Below are 18,629 nucleotides of genomic sequence, written 5' to 3'. Positions count from 1 at the left end.
CTCAGTCGTCGGCCCGGCCGCCGTCGGTGGCGACCGCGCCGCCGGCGTCGCCGCGCGCGTCCCGGATGTTCTCGTAGCCCATCTTCACCAGCGACAGCGCCAGGTAGATGAGCACGAACGCGATGACGATCTGGACGATGGCCGACATCATCGCGACCGTCGTCGCCTCCGCCATCCACGCGTCGTTGAGGAACTTCGCGTAGAGGTTGTCGTGCAGCGCCAGCCACAGCAGCCCGATGATGGTGATCGTGGTCATGACCGCCATCGGCCCGCCGGTGCTGATCAGCTGCTTGGAGTCGCTCCAGTTGGCGAGCCACACCGTCGCGGTGAGCAGCGCCAGCGCCGCCAGCAGCTGGTTCGCGCCGCCGAACAGCTGCCACAGCGTGAGCCACGAACCGCTGGTGATGAGCACGTACGCGGGCACCGCCTGCACGAGCGCGTTGCCGTAGCGGTCCGACGCGAACGACTCGACGGGGGTCTCGGGCGTCCCGACGATCTCCTCCATCATGTAGCGGCCGAGCCGGACGGCCGTGTCGGTCGAGGTGAGCAGGAAGCTCACCAGCACGAGCGCCATGAACGGGCCGCCGAAGGAGGCGGGGATGCCGAAGCTGGTCAGCATGATCCCGCCGCCGGTGGCGAACGTCGGCAGCGCGAGGCCGATGCCGCCGCCGACCTCGGGCGCGACGATGGCGACCGCGACGAGGGCGACGGTGGCGAGCAGTCCCTCGCCGAGCATGCCGCCGTAGCCGATGGCGCGCGCGTCCGTCTCCTTGTTCAGCTGCTTCGAGGTCGTCCCCGAGGACACCAGCGAGTGGAACCCGGAGATGGTCCCGCACGCGATGGTGATGAACAGCAGCGGGAACAGCGGCGCGCCGGAGCGCCCCACGAACCCGTAGAACGGTTCCAACTGCGTCACGAGCGGCTGGCTCGGCGTGATCGCCGCGATGCCGAGCGAGCCGCCGACGGTGCCGACGATGATCGCCAGCAGCGCCCCGCCGACCCCCGTGTACAGGAGGAACGACGAGAGGTAGTCGCGCGGCTGGAGCAGCACCCACACGGGGAGCGCGCTCGCGATCGCCCCGTACACGAGGATGAACGGGACCCACGCGGCCGTGTTGGCGCCGAAGGCGCCGGCGGCCGGGAGCCACGACCCGCCGCTACCCAGCAGGACGATCGTGTCGGCCGGCGCCCGCGCGGCCGGCTCGAAGATCGCCACCGGGAACATCGTCCCGAGGTACACGCCCACGAACATCGCGGCGACGAACGCGACCGTCCCCGGGATGAACGAGAGGTTCAACTGGTACAGGTACACGCCGAACAGCACGGCGAGCGCGATGTAGATCAGGCTCGCGGTCGCCGCCTCGGGGTACGCGTTGAACACGATGCCCACGACGAGCGCGAACACCGCCACGACGAGGATGATCGTCAGGAACGCGAACCACAGCAGCATGTTCTTCCCGCGTTCGCCGACGTACTCGCCGATGATGTACCCGATCGACTTCCCCTCGTGCCGGAGACTCGCCGACAGCGAGACGAAGTCGTGGACCGCGCCCATCAGCGGGTTGCCGATCCCGATCCACAGCAGCGCGGGCACCCAGCCCCACACGACGCCGGCCGTGATCGGGCCGACGATGGGTGCACCGCCCGCGATACTCGAATAGTGATGCCCGAGGAGCACCGGCTTCTTGGCCGGAACGTACTCCTGTCCGTCTTCGTACTTGTGGGCCGGCGTCTCACGATCCTCGTCCAGTTCGACGAACCTGGAAAGGTACCGCGAGTACCCGAGGTACCCCGCGCTGAACAGCGCGAGCACCGCGAGCACCAGCCACATCACAGCCACCATGTGTGTTACCTCATCGCAGGCGTGTGTGGACAGAATATAAAAACGTTACAGTTTCTGGCCGCCCCTCGGAACCGGAAACCGGCCGAAACGGCCACCTGAACGCCCGTTCATCTAAGGTTTCGAACGCTTGGACGCAGAATTTACTCCCGATCTTCGCTTGAATACTTTGTGGCGACCTCGCACGCGAGCGTCCGGTCGCCCGCGCACCGTTCACTCGTCGGTCGGCGGCGCCGCGGGCGGGGCGGTGTCGACGTCGAGTTCCTCGGCGACCTCCGTGAGGAAGTCGCCCTTCACCTCCTCGACCCGCGTCTCGATCTCGGCGACGACGGGCTGGTCGAACGCCTCGCGCAGCGTCCGGAGGTGTGCCCGCTCGGTCGCGACGCGGTCGCGGAGGTAGCGCGCCCCGCGGCCGTTCTCGTCGTCGTCCGGCGAGGGTGTGAGCCGGTTCACGGCGAGCCCCCGCACCGCGAGCCCCCGGTCGGCGAGGCCATCGGCGGCGCGGCGCGTTTCCCGGACGGACAGTTCGTCGGGGTTGACGACGAGGAAGAAGGCGGTGTGCTCGCGCAGCATCCGCCCGGCGTACTCGAAGAACTCCTTGCGCTCCCGGAGCCGCGCGAGGATCGGGTCGCCGTCCATCACGCGCCGCGGCTCGGTGTTGCCGATGGCGGCCTTCTCGTACAGGTCGATCGACTGCTCGCGCTTGCGCCGCAGGCGGTCGATCCACCCCTCGAGGAACTCCGGGAGCCCGAGCAGCCGGAGGGTGCCGCCGGTGGGCGAGGTGTCGAACACGACGCGGTCGAACGCCTCGCTCGAGCGCATCACGTCGACGAAGCGGTCGAACAGCGCCGCCTCGTAGGCGCCGGGCGTCTGGTGGGCCATCTCGATCTGCCGGTCGATCTCGTTGACGAGCGCGGCGCTCACCTGGTCGCCGAGCGCCCGTTTCGTCTCCATGAGGTGGTGTTCGACCTCCTCGTCGGGGTCGATCTCCATGGCCCACAGCCCGTCGCGACCGTCGACCGCCTGCGGTTCGTCGCCCAACCGCTGGTCGAACACGTCCGACGTGGAGTGGGCCGGGTCCGTCGACACGACGAGCGTGTCGAGCCCCGCGGCGGCGCACTTGACCGCGTACGCCGCCGACATGGTCGTCTTGCCGACGCCCCCTTTCCCGCCGAAGAACACGAACTTCTCCATCGTCAGAAGTGGTACTGTTCGCCCTTGCGTTCGAGCATCGACCCGCGGTCCCACATCCGTCGCTCCCACGCCTCGAACTCGCTTTCGAGGTACGGGAGCAGTTCGGCGGTGTAGTAGGAGACGGGCGACGGGATGCCGAAGGCGTCCGGGAAGCACGCCAGCATGAACGTGTCCTCGGTGTCCTCGGCCTCCTTCTCGATCTTCTCGTAGGCGGGGTGGGTGACCAGCCCGTGGTACAGGCCGGCCGCCCACTCGCGGAGGACCGCGAGGAAGTCGTCGATCCGGTCGGCGAGCGTCACCTCCCCGTCCGCGCTGTCGTCGGTCATTGTCCGTGTGAGACGCTACCGCCGATAAGGCAGTTCCGGTCGCCGCGCCGCGTCGCCTCCGGCCGCGGGGCGCCCTCGGCGGTCGCGACGGCCCGCCGCGTCGCCGCGACCAACGGGCACAAGTACCACACCCACCGATCCGGGGACGACACATGACGCCCGGACGCGGTCTCGGCGGCGGTCCCGGCTCGGCCGACGACGACGCGATCCCCGTGACCGTCCTCTCGGGGAGCCTCGGCGCGGGGAAGACGACGCTCGTCAACCACCTGCTGTCGAACGCCGGCGAGCGCGACATCGCGGTGCTGGTCAACGATGTGGGCGCGGTGAACGTCGACTACGACCTCCTCTCCTCGGAGGACCTCCCCGCCGTCGGCGTCGCCGAGCTGTCGAACGGCTGTATCTGCTGTGAACTGCGCGACGACCTCGAACGCGCGGTCGTCCAACTCGCCGACGGCAAGGAGTTCGACCACCTCGTCGTCGAGCCGTCGGGGATCAGCGAACCCGGGCCGGTCGCCCGCCAGTTCACCAACGGCCCGGCGGCCGCGCGCTACCGGATGGACGCCGTCGTCACCGTCCTCGACACGCCGCAGTTCCTCAACGCCTTCGCCGGCGAGGGGACGCCCGAGCGGCGGGGCGCCCCCGCCGACGGCGACGCGACCGCCGGCGACGGGCCCGACGAGGTCCGCCCCCTCTCGGACCTGCTCGTCGAACAGGTGGAGGGGGCCGACGTGGTGCTGCTCAACAAGGCGGACCTCTGCGACGAGGCCGCCCTCGCGGAGGCCGCGGACCTCGTGCGCGCGCTCCGCCCGGGCGTCGAGACGCTCCGCACCGAGCACGCGGCGGCGCCGCTCGACCGCGTGCTCGACGTGGACCTGTACGAACACCGCGACCGCGACGGCGGGGCCCGCGGTCACGGCGGCGAGGAGGAGAGGCACGAGTACGACCACGGGGACCGTGGCGGCCACGGCGACCACGACCACGCCCACCCCGACGAGGTGTACGGCGTCACCTCCTTCGTCTACCGCGAGCGCCGCCCGTTCCACCCCGGGCGGCTCGCGGCCGTGCTCGCGGACCTGCCGGAGTCGGTCGTCCGCTCGAAGGGGACGCTCCACGTCGCCGGCGGCGACCAGCGGCTCGCCTACAGTCAGGCGGGACCGTCGGTTCGGGTGGAGGCGGTCGGCCCGTGGGTCGCCGCCATGGACGAGGCGGACCGCGACCTGTACCGGGCGAACCGGCGCGACGACGCCGACTGGCACGACGAGTGGGGCGACCGCCACACGGAACTGGTCGTCATCGGGGTCGACCTCGACGAGTCCGCGGTGCGCGCGCGGCTCGACGACTGCCTGTGTACGGACGCGGAACTGGCGGACGGGTCGGGCGTCGACCCCGCCGAGTGGTTCCCGACGGGGGAGGAGGGGGACGGCGGGACGGTCGTCTCGCTGGGGTAGTCGCGGCGTGCCGCCCTCAGCAGGCGCAGCCGGTCGACCCCGGCGAGCGCTCGAACGTCATCTCCGCGCCGCAGTCGGGACACGACGGCGGCGCCTCGCCGTCGACGTCGAGGTCGAGCAGGCGTTCGTCGCAGTCGTGACACCAGTAGGCGCCCGCCGACTCCTCGACGCCGTCGCCGCGGGTCGGCGACTCCGTCGAGGCCTTCAGCGTCTCCGTGAGCGTGCCGAGCAGTCCCATGCCCGTGTGACTCGACGGCACGCGTGTAAACTCCCCGCGGGCTCGCGCGCCGGGCACACGACCGCGACCGGCGGCGTCGGCCGACTCAGACGTCGTCGGCGACGTTGTCGAGCAGGCGCCGCAGTTCGCCGCGTCGCTTCCAGCCGGCGACCCGGTCGGCCAGCGGCACCGGGAGCCCCAGCGAGACGCGCGAGACGGCCCGGAGGCGGCTCCCCTCGTTCGCGGGGGCGACCGTCACCACGGTCTCCATCGCGTCGAACGGCCCGCGCTCGCCGGCCTGTTCGTAGCGCCAGCCGTCGGCGGTCTCGGTCACCCGGAGGTCGAACTCCAGCCCGCCGCCGGCGACGGTGACGACGGTGGCGTCGCCGTCCTCGCCGGTCGACCGGGCCGTGAAGCTCCCCTCGTACTCGACGAGCGCCGTCGGCGACAGCAGGCGCCGGACGGCCGCGGGCGGGGCGGCGACGAACCGCTCGGCCTCGACTTCGCGCATACCCGGCGTGGGCGCGGCCCGGACAAAAACACGGGGGAGCGGGCCGCGCCGGGGGCGGTCGCGACCGGCGCCGGCTACCACTCGAGGAACGGGAGCGTCAGCGCGACCAACAGGAGCCCGAACCCGACGGCCGCGTACCACAGCCGCCGGAACCGCCACTCTGCGGGCGTCTCCGCGCGCAGGTCCGGGCGGACGGTCCGGACCAACCGCCAGTACGCGGCGGCCGTCGCGAGGAGGAAGACGGGCGTCGAGCCGGCGACCGCCGTCGCGACGTCGACGCCGAACAGCGTGATGAGGTACACCGGCCCCACGGAGTAGACGATCATGAACGCGGTGCCGGCGACGACGAGGAACGGAACCGGGTCGACGGGGTCGCCCCGACGGTTCCGGAGGCGCATGGGGCGGCTACGACCGCGGGAGACAAGTAGGTGGTCCCCGCAGGCCGAGCCATGGCAAGCGACGGCGACCCGCGCGTGCTGCTCGCGATGAACCTCGTCCTCTCGACCGCGTTCTCCACCGTCGTCGTGTGGGGGCTGTCGTACGCGGACCTCGCCTCGCTCACCGTCGAGAACGTCGTCGGGATGACGCTCGTCGTGTTCCTGGCGACGTACCTGATCGTGTTGCGGTAGCGCGGCGCGGTCAGGACGGCGCCAGCGCCTCGGCCGCCGGCGGGTCCTCGCCGGCGTCGCCGTCGCCGGACGCCGCCGCCAGCCACTCCGCCCACGTAATCGTCCCGACGGCCCGGTCGGGGCGGGTCGCGTGCCCGGCCCGGAAGCCGGCGGCCGTCGACCCGGGGACCGGAACCGGGAGGATCGGCCGCCGGAGCCCCCGGCGCTCGCGGTACGTCCGCGCCAGCGAGCCGACGGTCTCGACCGTCGGGCCGGCCACCGCCGGGACCCTGTCGCCGGGGCGCTCGAGGGCGGCGACGAGCACGTCGGCGAGGTCGGCGGCGGCGACCGGCTGCAGCGGCACCCCCTCGGCACCGGCCACACGGGGAGCCGCGAGAGGCCGCCGAGGAGGCCGTCGAGGAACGCGTAGAACTGCGTCGAGCGGACGACCGTCGACGGCACGTCGCTCGCCGCCACCGCCCGCTCGGCCCGGCGTTTGTGTCGGTAGTACGAGTACGGGATCGCGTCGACGCCGACGATCGACACGTACCAGAACCCGTCGACGCCGGCGTCGGCCGCCGCCGACACCAGCCGCTCGGTGCCCGCCGCGTCGACCGCCGCCGTGTCGCCCCGCGGCGCGGTCGCCGCGTGGATCACGCGGTCGACGTCGGCGAGCGAGTCGGCGAGCGGTTCGATCCCGTCGCCGTCCTCGAGGTCCAGCGCCGTCCAGTCGAGTCCGTCGGCGTCCCGGACCGTCTCGCGGGCGGTGTCGGGCGTCCGGCTCGTCGCCGTGACGCGGTGGCCGGCGGCGAGCAGCCGCGGGAGCAGTCGTCGCCCGAGCGTCCCCGTCGCGCCGGTGAGCAGGATCCGTCCCATACGACGGGATCCGCCCCCGTCCCCGAGGGCTCGCTGCCGGAACTGCTCGGGGGATTTATCAGCGACGCGCCGGACCGCCCGCCGTGTGAAACACGTTCGCCTGTCGATCACGGCCGGCGGGCACGAGTCGGCGATCCACCCGATGTACGGCCTCCTCACCGGCGCGCCGTTCGTCGAGCGTGCGACGGCGCTGCAGTGGAACCGCACCGACGGCACGCTCGGGGTCCTCCACTACGTCGAGGGCGACGCCGCGGCCTTCGACGAGGCGGTCGGGGCGCTCGACGCGGTCGTCGAGCACGCGCTCGCACCCGTCGACGACGGCGCCTTCTACGCGTACGTTCGCGACGACACGGTCGGCCCGGTCGCGGACCTGTTCGCCCCGCTCGCGGCCGCGGGACTGGTCGTGGTGCCGCCGATCCGCTACCGGCGCGACGGGGCCGTGGAGCTGTCGGTGTTCGGACCGAGCGACGCGGTCGGCGCGCTCGTCGACGCGCTCGACCCGCCCGTCGAGGTGACCGTCGAACGCGTCGGCGGGCTGACCGCGCTCGCCCCGGCGACCCGACGACTGAGCCCCCGCCAGCGCGAGGCGGTCGAGGCCGCCCTCGCGGCGGGCTACTACGAGGTGCCGCGCACGGGGAGCCAGCGGGACGTGGCCGAGGCGCTGGACTGCGCGCCCAGCACGGCTGCCGAACACCTCCGGAAGGCCGAGGCGACGCTCGTCCGGACGGCGCTCGAACGGCTGTGACGGGCCGCTCGCGGGGGCGACCGACCGCTACGCCGCGAACACGAACACCGCGGTCATCGCCGCCCCCGCGGTCGGGGAGATGGTGAGGTTGTCGTCGACGACGTAGCCGCGGATCACCGGCTTCAGGCCGTCGGCGACGGTCGCGCCGAGCGCGCCCGCGGCCGCGGCGGCGACGCCGACGACCGTCCCCGCGTGGAGCGTCGTGAACGGCACCGCGAGCGCGAAGCAGACGAGGAACATCACCGCGAGCACCCCCACCTCCTTCGCCGTCGTCGCGTCGTTGCTCCCGAGGTACCCCGAGACGGGGTCGCCGATCGACAGCATGAGGATCGCCGGCACCGCCAGCGGCGGCTCGACCGCCACGGCGGCGGGCCCGTACGGCGGCGCGACCGCCAGCGCCGCGAGCGTCGCGCCCACCATGAACAGCGCGTAGCCGGCGACGTTGTCGGCCTCGTACTCGCGCGTCAGCTCGTCGTACACGCGGTCGAGCGGGCCCCACTCCACCTCGACGACGAGCCGGAGGAACTCCAACAGGAACACGCCGGCCGTCGCCACGAGCAGCAGCGCCTGCAGTTGGCGCCACGTCACGAGGTCCAGCAGGTAGATCGCCGGGAACCCGGTTCCCGAGAGGTGGACCGCCCGTCGCTTCAGCTCCCCCATCCCCGGTTCAGGCGGTCTCCACGTCGGTCTCGATCTCGTCGTACGCCGCCGCGAGCGCGTCGAACGCGCGCTCCGTCTCCGGGTCCAGCAGGGCGGCGATCTCGTCGGCGACCGCGCTCACGGGCACCCGGACCTGCCGGGCGGAGTCGCGCTCGCGAACGGTGACGGTGTCGGGGCCGTCGCCCTCGATACCGTCGCGGTCGACCGTGACGCAGAACGGCGTGCCGACCTCGTCCTGCCGACGGTAGCGCCGGCCGATGGAGCCGGAGTCGTCGTACTCGACGGCGAGGCCCGCCGCGCGCAGGTCGGCCGTCACCTCGTCCGCGAGGTCGAGCAGGCGGTCGTCGTTGGAGACGAGCGGGAACACGGCGGCGTCGGTCGCGGCCATCTCCGGGTCCAACGCGAGGTACGTGCGCTCCTCGCCGTCGACCTCGTCGACGCGGTAGGCGTGTTCGATGACGGTGTACACGATGCGGTCGACGCCGAACGACGGCTCGACGACGTGCGGGGTGATGTGCTCGCCGTTCTCGGTCACCGTCTCGACCGAGAAGTTCGCCACGTCCGTGTCGACGGTGTAGCTGTCGCCGTCGACCTCCACCTCGACCTCGTCGGCGTCGAAGGCGTCGGGGTCGCGCTCGGCGAGCGTCCGGAGCGCCTCGGCGACCGCGCCGGCGTCGCCGCCGAACTCGGGCCCGAGCGTCGCCATGTCCGGGTCGACCGTCGCGCGCTCGACCGTCTTCGGCTCGTCGTACTGCTTGAACACGGTGAACGACTCGCCGGAGTGGTCGGCGTGCTTCGTGAGGTCGTAGTCCGAGCGGTACGCGAAGCCGGTGATCTCGATCCAGTCGCCGCCGACCTCGCTCTCGGCGTCCCAGCAGTCCGCCGCGTAGTGGGCGAGTTCGCCCGGGAGGTGCTGGCGGAAGCGGAACCGGTCCGTGTCGACGCCGATACGCTGGTACCACTCCTGTGCGACGCCGAGGTAGTAGGCGACCCAGTCGGAGGCGATGACGCCCTCGGCGACGGCCTCGCCGACGGTCGTCGTCGTGATGCCGCCGTCGTCCGCTTCTTGCGCTTCGGCCGAGTACAGACGAACTTCGACGTCCTCGACCTCGTGGAGCGGCGGCTCGTCCGTCTCGGGGTCGATGAACGTCTCCAGCTCGGCCTGCGTGAACTCGCGAACGCGGATGATGCCCTTGCGGGGGCTGATCTCGTTGCGGTAGGCGGGGCCGATCTGGGTGACGCCGAACGGGAGGCGGTTGCGCGCGTACTCCTTGAGCCGCGGGAACTCGACGAAGATGCCCTGCGCCGTCTCCGGGCGCATGTAGCCGGGCTGGCCCGAGCCGGGGCCGATGCTCGTCTCGAACATGAGGTTGAAGTCCTCGACCGGCTCGTCCGCGAGCGGGGTGTCACACGTCGGACACCGCAGGTCGTGCTCGCGGATCAGCTCCTTGACCTCCGCGATGGGGAGCGACTCGGCCTCCTCGATGCCGGTGTTGTCCTCGATGAGGTGGTCGGCGCGGTGGGACTCGCCGCACTCGGGGCACTCGACGAGCATGTCGTCGAAGCCGTCGAGGTGGCCTGACGCCTCGAAGACGGCCTCGGGCATGATGGTGGGCGCCTCGATCTCCATGTTGCCCTGGCGGACCGTGAAGCGGTCGCGCCAGGCGGACTCGAGGTTGTCCTTCACCGCCGCGCCGTTCGGCCCGTACGTGTAGAAGCCGGCGACGCCGCCGTAGGCGCCGTTGGCGCCGAAGAAGAAGCCTCGGCGCTTCGCCAGCTCGATCACGTCCTCCTGTTCGGCCATCCTACAGCGCCTCCAGCAGGTGGACGTCGCGCACGATGCCGACGAGTTCGCCGCCCGCGAGCATCGGCATCTGCTCGATGTCCTCGGAGATCATCTCCTGTGCGGCCTCGACGACGCTGCGCGTCCGCGAGACGGTGATCACGTCCTCGGTCATGAACTCCGAGACGGGCTCGGCGGGGATCTCGACGTTGCGGGTGGGGACGTAGGAGTTGCCGACGGCCTTGATGCCCTCCCACTTCCACTCGTCGTCCTGCCCGGCGATGGAGTCGCCGGTGTCGTCCTCGCCCTCGACGACGCGGGCGACCTCCAGTACGTCGACCTCGGTGAGCATGCCCGCCACGTCGCCGTCGTCGTCGAGGACGACGCCGTACGGGACGTTCGCGAAGAACAGTTCGCGCTCGGCGACCGTCAGCGGCGTGCCGGCGTACACCGTGTTGATGTCGGTGCCGGCGACGTCGCCGCAGGTCGCGTCGACCGCGACCTCCTCCCGGGCGATGGCGGCGACGATGTCGGTGACGGTGACGATGCCGACGAGGCGATCGCCGTCTTGCTCCTCGACGACGGGGACCCGGCGGGTGCCGCCGACCATCACCTGCGCGGCGTCGCGCAGGTTCGTCGCCGGCGTCACGGTCGGCGTCTCGCGCATCAACAGCGCCAGCTGGTCCTCGTCGGGCTGTTCGATCAGGTCGTCGCGGGAGACGAGGCCGCGGTACACCTCGTCGTCGCCCTCGCCTTTCACGACCGGGACCGAGGAGAAGCGGTACTCCTGGAGGTACGCGAGCACGTCGTCGCGGCCGCCGGGGAGCGAGGCCGTGACGAGTTCGGCCCGCGGGGTCATCGCGTCTTCGACGTTCATACCCCGTCGTGCGCCCCCACGCCTCTTGTATCATGCGAAGGTGTGGAGCGCCGTGTCGCGGCGGCGACACCGGCGACCGGTCCGCCCGCGCGGCCGGCGCGTCGCCGATCCGACGAGTTTATCAGTAAGCATGTGAGAGGTACGCATATGACAACGAGGCACACGGGGTGCGAGCCCGGTGAGGTGATGGCGTCGGTGGACGAGGGTTCCGCGGAGTTCGTCATCGCGGACCTCGGGTGCGACGACGCCTGGATCGCCGTCGGCGAGTCCGACGCCCCGGTGCTCGAGAACTGGTGTTGACCCGCGCGGGGCCGGTCCCGCGCGTCCTTCTCTCGCTCCTCGCGGCCGCCAGCGGCGCGTCCGCTCACACCTCGTCGTCGGGGTCGTGGTCGGCGGCCATCCGCTCGGCCTCCGCGGCGTAGCGCTCGCGCGTCGCCGGGTCGTCGACGGGCTCGGTGTCGGTCCCGTCGCGGTCGACGGCGGCGGTGACGGGGCTGCGCTGGAGCAGCTCGATCGACGCCTGTCTCGTGTAGGATCGCTCGCCGTCGACGCTCGCGTACGTGAGCGTCACGGTCTGTCGGGTGTCGTACTCGCGGGAGACGAGCCAGAGGCGCATGGCTCGGGGTTGGCGCGGCACGGAGAAAGGGTCCCGGGATCCGCGGCGGCGGTCGGCCGGCGGGTCAGTTCCCGAACTCGAAGCCGCCGTACTCCTCGTCGTCGGTCTCGGTCGCCGCCTCGTCGTCCGCCCCGGCGGCCTCGTCGTCCTCGGCGGCCGGTTCGATCGTGACGCCGTCGGCGTCGTCGTCCTCGCCGTCGGTCTCGTCGGGGTCGACGTCGAAGGTCACGCCGCCGTCGGTGCGGAACTCCCGCTCCGCGTCGTCGACGAGCGAGCTCGTGCGGCCGCCGTCGGCGCGGAAGCCGGCGCTCTCGGCGTCCTCGCCGCGCAGCTCGGCGACGCGCTCGGAGAGGTCCTCGATCGCACGACTCTGGTCGTCGGTGGCGGCGACGATGCGGTCGGCGGCGTGTTCGGCCTCGGTCGAGCGCTCGCGCACGTCCTCGATGGTGGCGGTGAGCTCCTCGACGGTGGCGGCCTGGTCGTCGGTCGCGCGCGACACCTCGGTGATGCCGTCGGCCGCCTGGTCGATGGAGGCGGCGATGTCCTCGAACGCCTCCAGCACGTCGTCGATCTGGTCGGCCGCGTGGTCGATCTGCTGGTGGCTCTGCTCGGCGGCGACGACCGTCGAGTCGGTCTGGTTCTGCAACTCCTCGATGTTGCCGGTGATCTGCTCGGTGTGTTGGCGGGTCTCGTCGGCGAGCGTCTTCACCTCCTCGGCGACGACGGCGAAGCCGTCGCCGTCCTTGCCGGCGCGGGCGGCCTCGATGTTGGCGTTGAGCGCGAGCAGGTTCGTCTGCTCGGCGACGTCGGAGATGACCTCGACGACCGCCTCGATGTCGTCCATCCGCTCGCCCAGGTCGGTGACGGAGTCGACGAGTTCCTCGCCGATCTCGGTGACGTCCTCGGTCGCCTCGCGGGCGTCCTCGCTGGCGTCGAGCCCCTCGGTCGCGGCCTCGCGCGCCTGCTCGGCGGCGACGTCGACCTCCTCGGCGGTGGCGGCGACCTCCTCCATCGACGCGGAGAACGTCTGCATCTCGGTGACGCCCTCCGACAGGAGCTCGTTCTGCTGGCCGACGTTCTCGGCGATCTCCTCGGCGGCGTCGACCGCCTCATCGACGGAGTCCTCCAGTCGCGCGGTCCCCTCGTCGACGCCGGCGGCGGTCTCCTGGAACGCCTCGGCCATCTCGTTGAGGTCGTCGACGACCGCCAGCAGCCGGTCGTCGAGGCAGTCGTCCTCGTCGTCGAACCGGGCGCGCCGGGACAGGTCGCCCCCCCATGAGCGCCGCCATCGCCGACCCGAGTTCGTCCACCAGCCCCTCGACGGCCTGTTGTCGCTTGGCCTGCTCGGTCCGGTCCCGGACGGTCTCGACGACGGCCACCAGTTCGCCGTCCTCGTACAGCGGCATCGCCGTGAAGTAGATGCTCCGGTCGACGCCGTGCTGGTCGGTCATCACGCTGGTGTCCGCGTACAGCCACGTCCACTCGTTCTTGAGATCGACGTCGAACTCCTCGTGGACCGACTTCGGGTACTCGAGGACCTTGTCCGCGAGCGTCTGCGCGCGGCGGCCGTCCGGGTAGAACATCTCGCTGGCGTGTTCGTGGCCGACCGCCTCCTCGGCGGTCGCGCCCGTGAGATCCTCGATCGCCGAGTTCCACGCGACGATCTCGCCGTCGCCGTCGAGCATGAACACCGGCGAGCCGATACCGTCGAGCAACAGGTCGTCGTCCACGTTCAGTTCGTCGTCGTCCTCCGGCTCCGGCGCCGGCGCGGGGTCCCCGCCCGCCTCGACGGTGACCCCGCCGTCCGCGATGGTGGTGTCCGTCGCCGTGCCGGGCACCCACTCCCGGAGCCGACCTAACAGTGACATACTACACCTGCTACGCGTACCCCGATTAAGCCTAACCCGCCGGTTTTCAAATCGAATAATTCCACTCCGTCGACATACCGTGCGAACTGGTACCGACAGGCGGGCACGCGAGGGCGAACGCCGTCTCACGCGTCAGCCTCAAACCCGCGGAGCGCCCACCGATCGCCGATGGACGCGAGCGCGGTCCGGGAGCGCGCCGCCGACCTGCCCCGCGAGCCGGGGGTGTACCAGTTCCTTGACGGCGACACCGTGTTGTACGTCGGGAAGGCGGTCGACCTGCGCGATCGGGTGCCGTCGTACGCCGACCCCCGGTCGGCGCGGGTCGCACGGATGGTCGACCGTGCGGACGCGCTCGACTTCGCCGTCACCGACACGGAGACGCAGGCGCTGTTGCTGGAGGCGAACCTGATCAAGCGGCTCAACCCCCGCTTCAACGTCCGCCTCAAGGACGACAAGTCGTACCCGCTGGTCCAACTCACGGACCACGAGGTGCCGCGGATCGAGGTCACCCGCGACCCCGACGAGGCGGCGACGGTGTTCGGCCCGTTCACCGACCGCGGCCGCGTCGACACCGTGGTCAAGGCGGTCCGCGAGACGTACGGCCTCCGGGGCTGCTCGGACCACAAGTACGAGGGCCGCGCCCGCCCCTGTCTCGACTACGAGATGGGGCTGTGCTCGGCGCCCTGTACCGGGGAGATCGCCCCCGACGCGTACCGCGAGGACGTCGCCTCGGCGGTCCGCTTCTTCGAGGGCGAGACGGGTGCGCTCGCCGACCCGCTCCGCCGCGAGATGGAGGCGGCCGCCCAACGCCAGGAGTTCGAGCGCGCCGCGAACCTCCGCGACCGGTTGGCGGCCGTCGAGTCGTTCCACGGCGCCGGCGAGGAGGCCGTCGCCGACCGGTCGGACGAGCGCGCCGTCGACGTGCTCGGCGCGGCCGTCGAGGGGGACTCGGCGGTCGTCGCCCGCCTCCACAGCGAGCGCGGGCAACTGGTCGACCGGTCGCGCCACTCGCTGGACGCCCCCGACGCCGCGGACCGCGTCGCCGAGGTGCTCGCGGCGTTCCTCGTCCAGTACTACGCCGAGCGCGAACTGCCCGACGCGGTCCTCCTCTCCGAGCGCCCGGCCGACGAGGACGTCCTCGCGTGGCTGGAGGCGGAGGGCGTCGCCGTCCGCGTCCCCGGCGCCGGCCGCGAGGCGAAGCTCGTCGAACTCGCCCTGAAGAACGCCCGCAGCGGCCCGACCCGCGGCGACGAACTGGCGGCGCTCGCGGACGCGCTCGGTATCGACCGCCCGGAGCGCATCGAGGGGTTCGACGTGAGCCACGCGCAGGGGAAACAGGTCGTCGGCTCGAACGTGTGCTTCGTCGGCGGGAGCGCGGAGAAGGCCGACTATCGCCGGAAGAAGCTCACCGACCGCAACGACGACTACGCCAACATGCGCGAGCTCGTCCGCTGGCGCGGCGAGCGCGCCGTCGAGGGGCGCGACGACCGTCCCGACCCGGACCTCCTGTTGATCGACGGCGGCGACGGCCAACTGGGCGCCGCCCGCGACGCGCTCGCGGCGGTGGGGTGGGACGTCCCGGTCGTGGCGCTGGCGAAGGAGGAGGAACTGGTGATCACCCCCGACGGCGTCCGCCGGTGGGACGACGACGCGCCGCACCTCCACCTGCTCCAGCGCGTGCGCGACGAGGCGCACCGCTTCGCCGTCCAGTACCACCAGACGCTCCGCGACGACGTGTCGACGGTCCTCGACGACGTGCCCGGGATCGGTCCGGAGACGCGCCGGCGGCTCCTCCGTCGGTTCGGCTCCGTGGAGAACGTCCGCGCGGCCAGCGAGGACGACCTGCTGGACGTGCCCGGCGTCGGACGGAAGACGGCGAGCGAACTGCAAGCGCGGCTGTAGCGGTGCCCCACCGCGGTGTGTCCGTTGCTGACAGGTGATCCTCCGTAGCGCCGCCGGAGGTGGATCACGCACCCGCCGAGTGCTCCGACGGCGGCGACTACGTCACGCGAGGGCGTGGCCTCGCTATCGCACGAGAAGGTGTGGTCGGGCGCGGTGTGGCTGTAGCCGGAAACGTGGCCCCCGGTCGCGGTGGGGCGGCGCTACTTCGTCCGGAACGCGCGGTCGCCCGCGTCGCCGAGACCGGGGACGATGAACCCCTCCTCGTTCAGTTCGTCGTCGATGGCAACGGTGAGGAGGTCGGCCGCGGGCACCGCTTCGCCGACGCGAGTGAGGCCGTCGGGCGCCGACACCGCCGAGAGCACGAACAGGTCCTCGGGCTCGGGGTTGTTCGAGACGACGTGGTCGAGCACCGCACACATGGTCGACCCGGTCGCGAGCATCGGGTCGGCGACGATGACGGTGTCCTCGGCGGTGATGTCGGGGAGCTTCGTGTAGTCGATCTCGATGGGGAACGTGCCGTCGTCGTCCATGCCGGCTTCCTCGTTGCGGCCGGCGGAGATGACGCCCTGCTTCGCGCGCGGGAACGCCTTCAACAGTCCCTCGACGAACGGCGTCGCCGCCCGGAGCACGTTGATGATGACGACGTTGTCGAGCCCCTTCACGCGCTCGCCGGTCGTCTCCGCCAGCGGCGTCTCGATGGAGACGAACTCCGTCTCCATCGCGCCGTCGATGATCTCGTAGCCGCAGATGCGGCCCAGCTTCACCAGCCCCTTGCGGAACGCCACCTGCTCGGTCTCCACGTCGCGCAGCCGCGAGAGGGTGTCCTTCGCCAGCGCGTGCGTGATGAGGTGCGCGTCGCCTCGCTTCTCGATGGCCATCGTTGTCCGAACGTTGCCGTGCGGCCGGGCATAATCCCGTTGGGTCGCGCGCGGCGCACCGTCCGCCCTCGCCGACGCCGCGGATTCGACGAACGTCGAATCGCGCTTCGTCGTTCAGTACCCCGCTATCGCGCGTTTCGAAACGTTTAGTGGCGGCTCGGTCGGCGATTCACGTGGTATGACGAAAGTCAGTGTGATCGGTGCGGCGGGGACGGTCGGCGCCGCGGCGGGGTACAACATCGCCCTGCGCGACATCGCGGACGAACTCGTGTTCGTCGACATCCCGGACATGGAAGAGACGACGATCGGCCAGGCGGCCGACACCAACCACGGGGTCGCGTACGACTCCAACACGCGGATCCGGCAGGGCGGCTACGAGGCCACCGAGGGCTCCGACGTCGTCGTCATCACGGCGGGCATCCCGCGCAAGGAGGGCCAGACCCGGATCGACCTGGCGGGCGACAACGCGCCGATCATGGAGGACATCGGCGAGTCGCTGCGCGAGTACAACGACGACTTCGTGTCGATCACCACGTCGAACCCGGTCGACCTGCTCAACCGCCACCTGTACGAGAGCGGCGAGCGCGCCCGCGAGAAGGTGATCGGCTTCGGCGGGCGCCTCGACTCCGCGCGCTTCCGCTACGTCCTCTCCGAGCGCTTCGACGCGCCCGTGAAGAACGTCGAGGCGACGATCCTCGGCGAGCACGGCGACGCGCAGGTGCCCGTGTTCTCGAAGGTCCGCGTCGACGGCACCGACCCCGCGTTCACCGCCGACGAGAAGGAGGAGATCCTCGGCGACCTGCAGGAGTCCGCGATGGACGTCATCTCCCGGAAGGGCGCGACCGAGTGGGGCCCGGCGACGGGCGTCGCCCACATGGTCGAGGCCGTCGTCCGCGACACCGGCGAGGTGCTCCCCGGCTCCGTCGCGCTGCAGGGCGAGTTCGGCTACGAGGACACCGCCTTCGGCGTCCCGGTGAAGCTCGGCTCGAACGGCGTCGAGGAGGTCGTCGAGTGGGACCTCGACGACTACGAGGCAGACCTCATGGACGAGGCGGCCGAGAAGCTCTCCACGCAGTACGACAAGATCGCGTAGGCGACCACCGCCGTCCCCGCGCCCCCCGCCCGCGGCCGCTCTCCGCCCGGTCCCCGCCCGCGCGCCGGGGCACCGCCCCCGTTTTTGTCGCCCCCGGCCGACGCCGAGCGTGTGGACTCCACCGTACTCGTCACCGGCGGCCTCGGCCGCTCCGGCCGCTGGATCGTCGACCGCCTCGCCGCCGACCACGACGTCGTCTGCGTCGACCTCGATCACCCGGGCTACGAGGTGGACGCCGCCCCGACCGTCGACTTCCGCGCCGCCGACCTCACCGACCCCGGAGAGGCGTTCGACCTCGTCGGCGCGCTCGACCCCGACGCCGTCGTCCACTGGGCCGCATACCCGTCGCCGACGCGCCACGCCGGCAGCCGCGTGTTCCACGACAACGTCGCCGGCGCGTACAACGTCCTCGTCGCCGCCGGCCGTGCCGACGCGACCGTCGTCCAGGCGTCCAGCGAGAGCGCCTACGGGCTCGCCTTCGCCGAGACCACTCCGCTCCCCGAGGAACTCCCGATCACGGAGAGCCACCCCACGCGCCCGGAGGACCCGTACGGCACGGGCAAGGTCGTCGCCGAGGAGGTGGCCGACATGGTCCACCGCCGCCACGGCGTCCCCGTCACCTCGGTGCGTCCGTCGTGGATCCAGTACCCCGGCGAGTACACCTGTCTGACGCTCGACGACCTCGCCGACGGCGCCGGCAACTGCTGGTCGTACGTCGACGTGCGCGACGTGGCCGCCCTCGTCGCCCGCGCGGTCGCGGACCCGCCCGCGGGCCACGAGCCGGTCCACGCCGCCGCCGCCGAGAACTACCTCGGTCGGCCGACGGCGGACGCGGTCGCGGAGCACTTCGGTCGCCTCCCCGACGACTGCCACCTCGACGGCGAGCAGTCCGCGCTGTCGACGGCGAAGGCGGGGGAGCTGTTCGACTGGACGCCGACCCACGACTGGCGGACGGCCGCCGACGCGGACGTGCCCGGGCCGGAGCTGTGGGGCTGACCGCGGCGAAGGTTCACCCCGGATGCCGGGACCACACGGCCCGTGACCTGACGACGGCCGCGACGGGTCCGCGGGAGCGCGCCACGCCCGTCGCGGCACGGTTCGGCGCCTGTTCGCCTCGCCCGCCGCCGTCGCCGAGCCGCCGGCTCGGTGACGGCTCCGTGGCAACGACTAAACGGGTGGCTCGCACA

The 18,629-nt window shown here is 71.8% G+C and carries 19 protein-coding genes and 2 pseudogenes; 7 read left to right on the top strand and 14 right to left on the bottom strand.

All coding sequences use genetic code 11. The features are described from left to right. Position 1 precedes the first annotated feature (1 nt). The 3 genes from P0R35_RS12110 to P0R35_RS12100 all read right to left on the bottom strand — a co-directional run bounded on the left by P0R35_RS12110 (position 2) and on the right by P0R35_RS12100 (position 3,333). On the bottom strand, positions 2-1,843 hold the full coding sequence (locus P0R35_RS12110; protein ID WP_284012719.1) for a carbon starvation CstA family protein: 1,842 nt from the start codon (positions 1,841-1,843) through the stop codon (positions 2-4). A gap of 210 nt (positions 1,844-2,053) precedes the next feature. Beyond that, the gene (locus P0R35_RS12105) at positions 2,054-3,034 is read right to left on the bottom strand and encodes an ArsA family ATPase (RefSeq protein WP_284012718.1); all 981 of its coding nucleotides are present in this window, start codon (positions 3,032-3,034) and stop codon (positions 2,054-2,056) included. A 2-nt stretch (positions 3,035-3,036) separates the two neighbouring features. Further along, the gene (locus tag P0R35_RS12100; protein ID WP_284014628.1) at positions 3,037-3,333 is read right to left on the bottom strand and encodes a DUF7990 family protein; all 297 of its coding nucleotides are present in this window, start codon (positions 3,331-3,333) and stop codon (positions 3,037-3,039) included. A 179-nt stretch (positions 3,334-3,512) separates the two neighbouring features. Between P0R35_RS12100 and P0R35_RS12095 the strand changes: the two genes are divergently transcribed. Continuing rightward, positions 3,513-4,808 (top strand): CobW family GTP-binding protein, encoded by a 1,296-nt coding sequence (locus P0R35_RS12095; RefSeq protein WP_284012717.1) that lies wholly within the window; start codon positions 3,513-3,515, stop codon positions 4,806-4,808. A 16-nt stretch (positions 4,809-4,824) separates the two neighbouring features. On the opposite strand, the gene P0R35_RS12090 is transcribed toward P0R35_RS12095, so the two are convergent. The 3 genes from P0R35_RS12090 to P0R35_RS12080 all read right to left on the bottom strand — a co-directional run bounded on the left by P0R35_RS12090 (position 4,825) and on the right by P0R35_RS12080 (position 5,934). Continuing rightward, the gene (locus P0R35_RS12090) at positions 4,825-5,046 is read right to left on the bottom strand and encodes a hypothetical protein (protein WP_284012716.1); all 222 of its coding nucleotides are present in this window, start codon (positions 5,044-5,046) and stop codon (positions 4,825-4,827) included. 85 nt (positions 5,047-5,131) lie between these two features. Then, positions 5,132-5,536: an SRPBCC family protein gene (locus tag P0R35_RS12085; protein ID WP_284012715.1), complete on the bottom strand. Its 405-nt coding sequence runs from the start codon at positions 5,534-5,536 to the stop codon at positions 5,132-5,134. A gap of 74 nt (positions 5,537-5,610) precedes the next feature. Then, positions 5,611-5,934 (bottom strand): hypothetical protein, encoded by a 324-nt coding sequence (locus tag P0R35_RS12080; RefSeq protein ID WP_284014627.1) that lies wholly within the window; start codon positions 5,932-5,934, stop codon positions 5,611-5,613. A gap of 51 nt (positions 5,935-5,985) precedes the next feature. Between P0R35_RS12080 and P0R35_RS12075 the strand changes: the two genes are divergently transcribed. After that, positions 5,986-6,165, top strand: a complete 180-nt coding sequence (locus tag P0R35_RS12075; protein ID WP_284012714.1) for a DUF8107 family protein — start codon at positions 5,986-5,988, stop codon at positions 6,163-6,165. 10 nt (positions 6,166-6,175) lie between these two features. On the opposite strand, the gene P0R35_RS12070 is transcribed toward P0R35_RS12075, so the two are convergent. Both P0R35_RS12070 and P0R35_RS12065 read right to left on the bottom strand, forming a co-directional pair. After that, on the bottom strand, positions 6,176-6,526 hold the full coding sequence (locus P0R35_RS12070; RefSeq protein WP_284012712.1) for a Rossmann-fold NAD(P)-binding domain-containing protein: 351 nt from the start codon (positions 6,524-6,526) through the stop codon (positions 6,176-6,178). Between the two features lie 104 nt (positions 6,527-6,630). Then, positions 6,631-7,020: pseudogene (locus P0R35_RS12065) on the bottom strand (SDR family oxidoreductase); the annotation flags it as partial. Between the two features lie 85 nt (positions 7,021-7,105). On the opposite strand from P0R35_RS12065, the gene P0R35_RS12060 reads away from it, so the two are divergent. After that, the gene (locus tag P0R35_RS12060) at positions 7,106-7,765 is read left to right on the top strand and encodes a helix-turn-helix domain-containing protein (RefSeq protein ID WP_284012711.1); all 660 of its coding nucleotides are present in this window, start codon (positions 7,106-7,108) and stop codon (positions 7,763-7,765) included. 27 nt (positions 7,766-7,792) lie between these two features. On the opposite strand, the gene P0R35_RS12055 is transcribed toward P0R35_RS12060, so the two are convergent. Genes P0R35_RS12055 through P0R35_RS12045 form a run of 3 tightly spaced genes read right to left on the bottom strand, consistent with a single transcriptional unit; the run spans position 7,793 to position 11,085 of the window. Further along, positions 7,793-8,425 carry a dolichol kinase gene (locus P0R35_RS12055; protein WP_284012710.1) on the bottom strand — a complete coding sequence of 211 codons (633 nt, stop codon included), beginning with the start codon at positions 8,423-8,425 and terminating at the stop codon, positions 7,793-7,795. Positions 8,426-8,432: 7 nt separating this feature from the next. Then, the gene (gene glyS, locus P0R35_RS12050; protein WP_284012709.1) at positions 8,433-10,229 is read right to left on the bottom strand and encodes a glycine--tRNA ligase; all 1,797 of its coding nucleotides are present in this window, start codon (positions 10,227-10,229) and stop codon (positions 8,433-8,435) included. A 1-nt stretch (position 10,230) separates the two neighbouring features. Beyond that, positions 10,231-11,085 (bottom strand): CBS domain-containing protein, encoded by an 855-nt coding sequence (locus P0R35_RS12045; protein ID WP_284012707.1) that lies wholly within the window; start codon positions 11,083-11,085, stop codon positions 10,231-10,233. Positions 11,086-11,232: 147 nt separating this feature from the next. Here P0R35_RS12045 and P0R35_RS12040 point away from each other — a divergent pair, with 147 nt between their 5' ends. Then, the gene (locus tag P0R35_RS12040) at positions 11,233-11,385 is read left to right on the top strand and encodes a DUF7556 family protein (protein WP_284012706.1); all 153 of its coding nucleotides are present in this window, start codon (positions 11,233-11,235) and stop codon (positions 11,383-11,385) included. 64 nt (positions 11,386-11,449) lie between these two features. Here P0R35_RS12040 and P0R35_RS12035 read toward each other — a convergent pair whose 3' ends face one another. Together P0R35_RS12035 and P0R35_RS16710 are read right to left on the bottom strand one after the other, a co-directional pair. Then, complete coding sequence (locus P0R35_RS12035) at positions 11,450-11,701, bottom strand: DUF7967 family protein (RefSeq protein WP_284012705.1); 252 nt, start codon at positions 11,699-11,701, stop codon at positions 11,450-11,452. A 64-nt stretch (positions 11,702-11,765) separates the two neighbouring features. Beyond that, positions 11,766-13,569: pseudogene (locus tag P0R35_RS16710) on the bottom strand (methyl-accepting chemotaxis protein). A 168-nt stretch (positions 13,570-13,737) separates the two neighbouring features. Between P0R35_RS16710 and P0R35_RS12020 the strand changes: the two are divergent. Further along, complete coding sequence (locus P0R35_RS12020; RefSeq protein WP_284012701.1) at positions 13,738-15,471, top strand: excinuclease ABC subunit C; 1,734 nt, start codon at positions 13,738-13,740, stop codon at positions 15,469-15,471. Positions 15,472-15,671: 200 nt separating this feature from the next. Here P0R35_RS12020 and upp read toward each other — a convergent pair whose 3' ends face one another. Continuing rightward, positions 15,672-16,349: a uracil phosphoribosyltransferase gene (upp, locus tag P0R35_RS12015; protein WP_284012699.1), complete on the bottom strand. Its 678-nt coding sequence runs from the start codon at positions 16,347-16,349 to the stop codon at positions 15,672-15,674. A gap of 178 nt (positions 16,350-16,527) precedes the next feature. On the opposite strand from upp, the gene mdh reads away from it, so the two are divergent. Together mdh and P0R35_RS12005 are read left to right on the top strand one after the other, a co-directional pair. Then, entirely contained in the window at positions 16,528-17,442 is a 915-nt protein-coding gene (mdh, locus tag P0R35_RS12010; protein WP_284012698.1) for a malate dehydrogenase, read from the top strand. Between the two features lie 111 nt (positions 17,443-17,553). After that, positions 17,554-18,438 (top strand): NAD-dependent epimerase/dehydratase family protein, encoded by an 885-nt coding sequence (locus P0R35_RS12005; protein ID WP_284012697.1) that lies wholly within the window; start codon positions 17,554-17,556, stop codon positions 18,436-18,438. Positions 18,439-18,629 lie beyond the last annotated feature (191 nt).

Origin of the sequence: Halobaculum litoreum (assembly GCF_030127125.1) — an archaeon.
Classification (GTDB): domain Archaea; phylum Halobacteriota; class Halobacteria; order Halobacteriales; family Haloferacaceae; genus Halobaculum; species Halobaculum litoreum.
Note: the sequence above shows the minus strand (reverse complement) of the source record. Positions and strands in the feature narration are given on the sequence as shown.

Coding starts and splice junctions, on each gene's coding strand:
- P0R35_RS12110 (WP_284012719.1), bottom strand. CDS start 1,843: ATGGTGGCTGTGATGTGGCTGGTGCTCGCGGTGCTCGCGCTGTTCAGC.
- P0R35_RS12105 (WP_284012718.1), bottom strand. CDS start 3,034: ATGGAGAAGTTCGTGTTCTTCGGCGGGAAAGGGGGCGTCGGCAAGACG.
- P0R35_RS12095 (WP_284012717.1), top strand. CDS start 3,513: ATGACGCCCGGACGCGGTCTCGGCGGCGGTCCCGGCTCGGCCGACGAC.
- P0R35_RS12090 (WP_284012716.1), bottom strand. CDS start 5,046: ATGGGACTGCTCGGCACGCTCACGGAGACGCTGAAGGCCTCGACGGAG.
- P0R35_RS12085 (WP_284012715.1), bottom strand. CDS start 5,536: ATGCGCGAAGTCGAGGCCGAGCGGTTCGTCGCCGCCCCGCCCGCGGCC.
- P0R35_RS12080 (WP_284014627.1), bottom strand. CDS start 5,934: ATGCGCCTCCGGAACCGTCGGGGCGACCCCGTCGACCCGGTTCCGTTC.
- P0R35_RS12075 (WP_284012714.1), top strand. CDS start 5,986: ATGGCAAGCGACGGCGACCCGCGCGTGCTGCTCGCGATGAACCTCGTC.
- P0R35_RS12055 (WP_284012710.1), bottom strand. CDS start 8,425: ATGGGGGAGCTGAAGCGACGGGCGGTCCACCTCTCGGGAACCGGGTTC.
- glyS (WP_284012709.1), bottom strand. CDS start 10,229: ATGGCCGAACAGGAGGACGTGATCGAGCTGGCGAAGCGCCGAGGCTTC.
- P0R35_RS12045 (WP_284012707.1), bottom strand. CDS start 11,085: ATGAACGTCGAAGACGCGATGACCCCGCGGGCCGAACTCGTCACGGCC.
- P0R35_RS12040 (WP_284012706.1), top strand. CDS start 11,233: ATGACAACGAGGCACACGGGGTGCGAGCCCGGTGAGGTGATGGCGTCG.
- P0R35_RS12035 (WP_284012705.1), bottom strand. CDS start 11,701: ATGCGCCTCTGGCTCGTCTCCCGCGAGTACGACACCCGACAGACCGTG.
- P0R35_RS12020 (WP_284012701.1), top strand. CDS start 13,738: ATGGACGCGAGCGCGGTCCGGGAGCGCGCCGCCGACCTGCCCCGCGAG.
- upp (WP_284012699.1), bottom strand. CDS start 16,349: ATGGCCATCGAGAAGCGAGGCGACGCGCACCTCATCACGCACGCGCTG.
- mdh (WP_284012698.1), top strand. CDS start 16,528: ATGACGAAAGTCAGTGTGATCGGTGCGGCGGGGACGGTCGGCGCCGCG.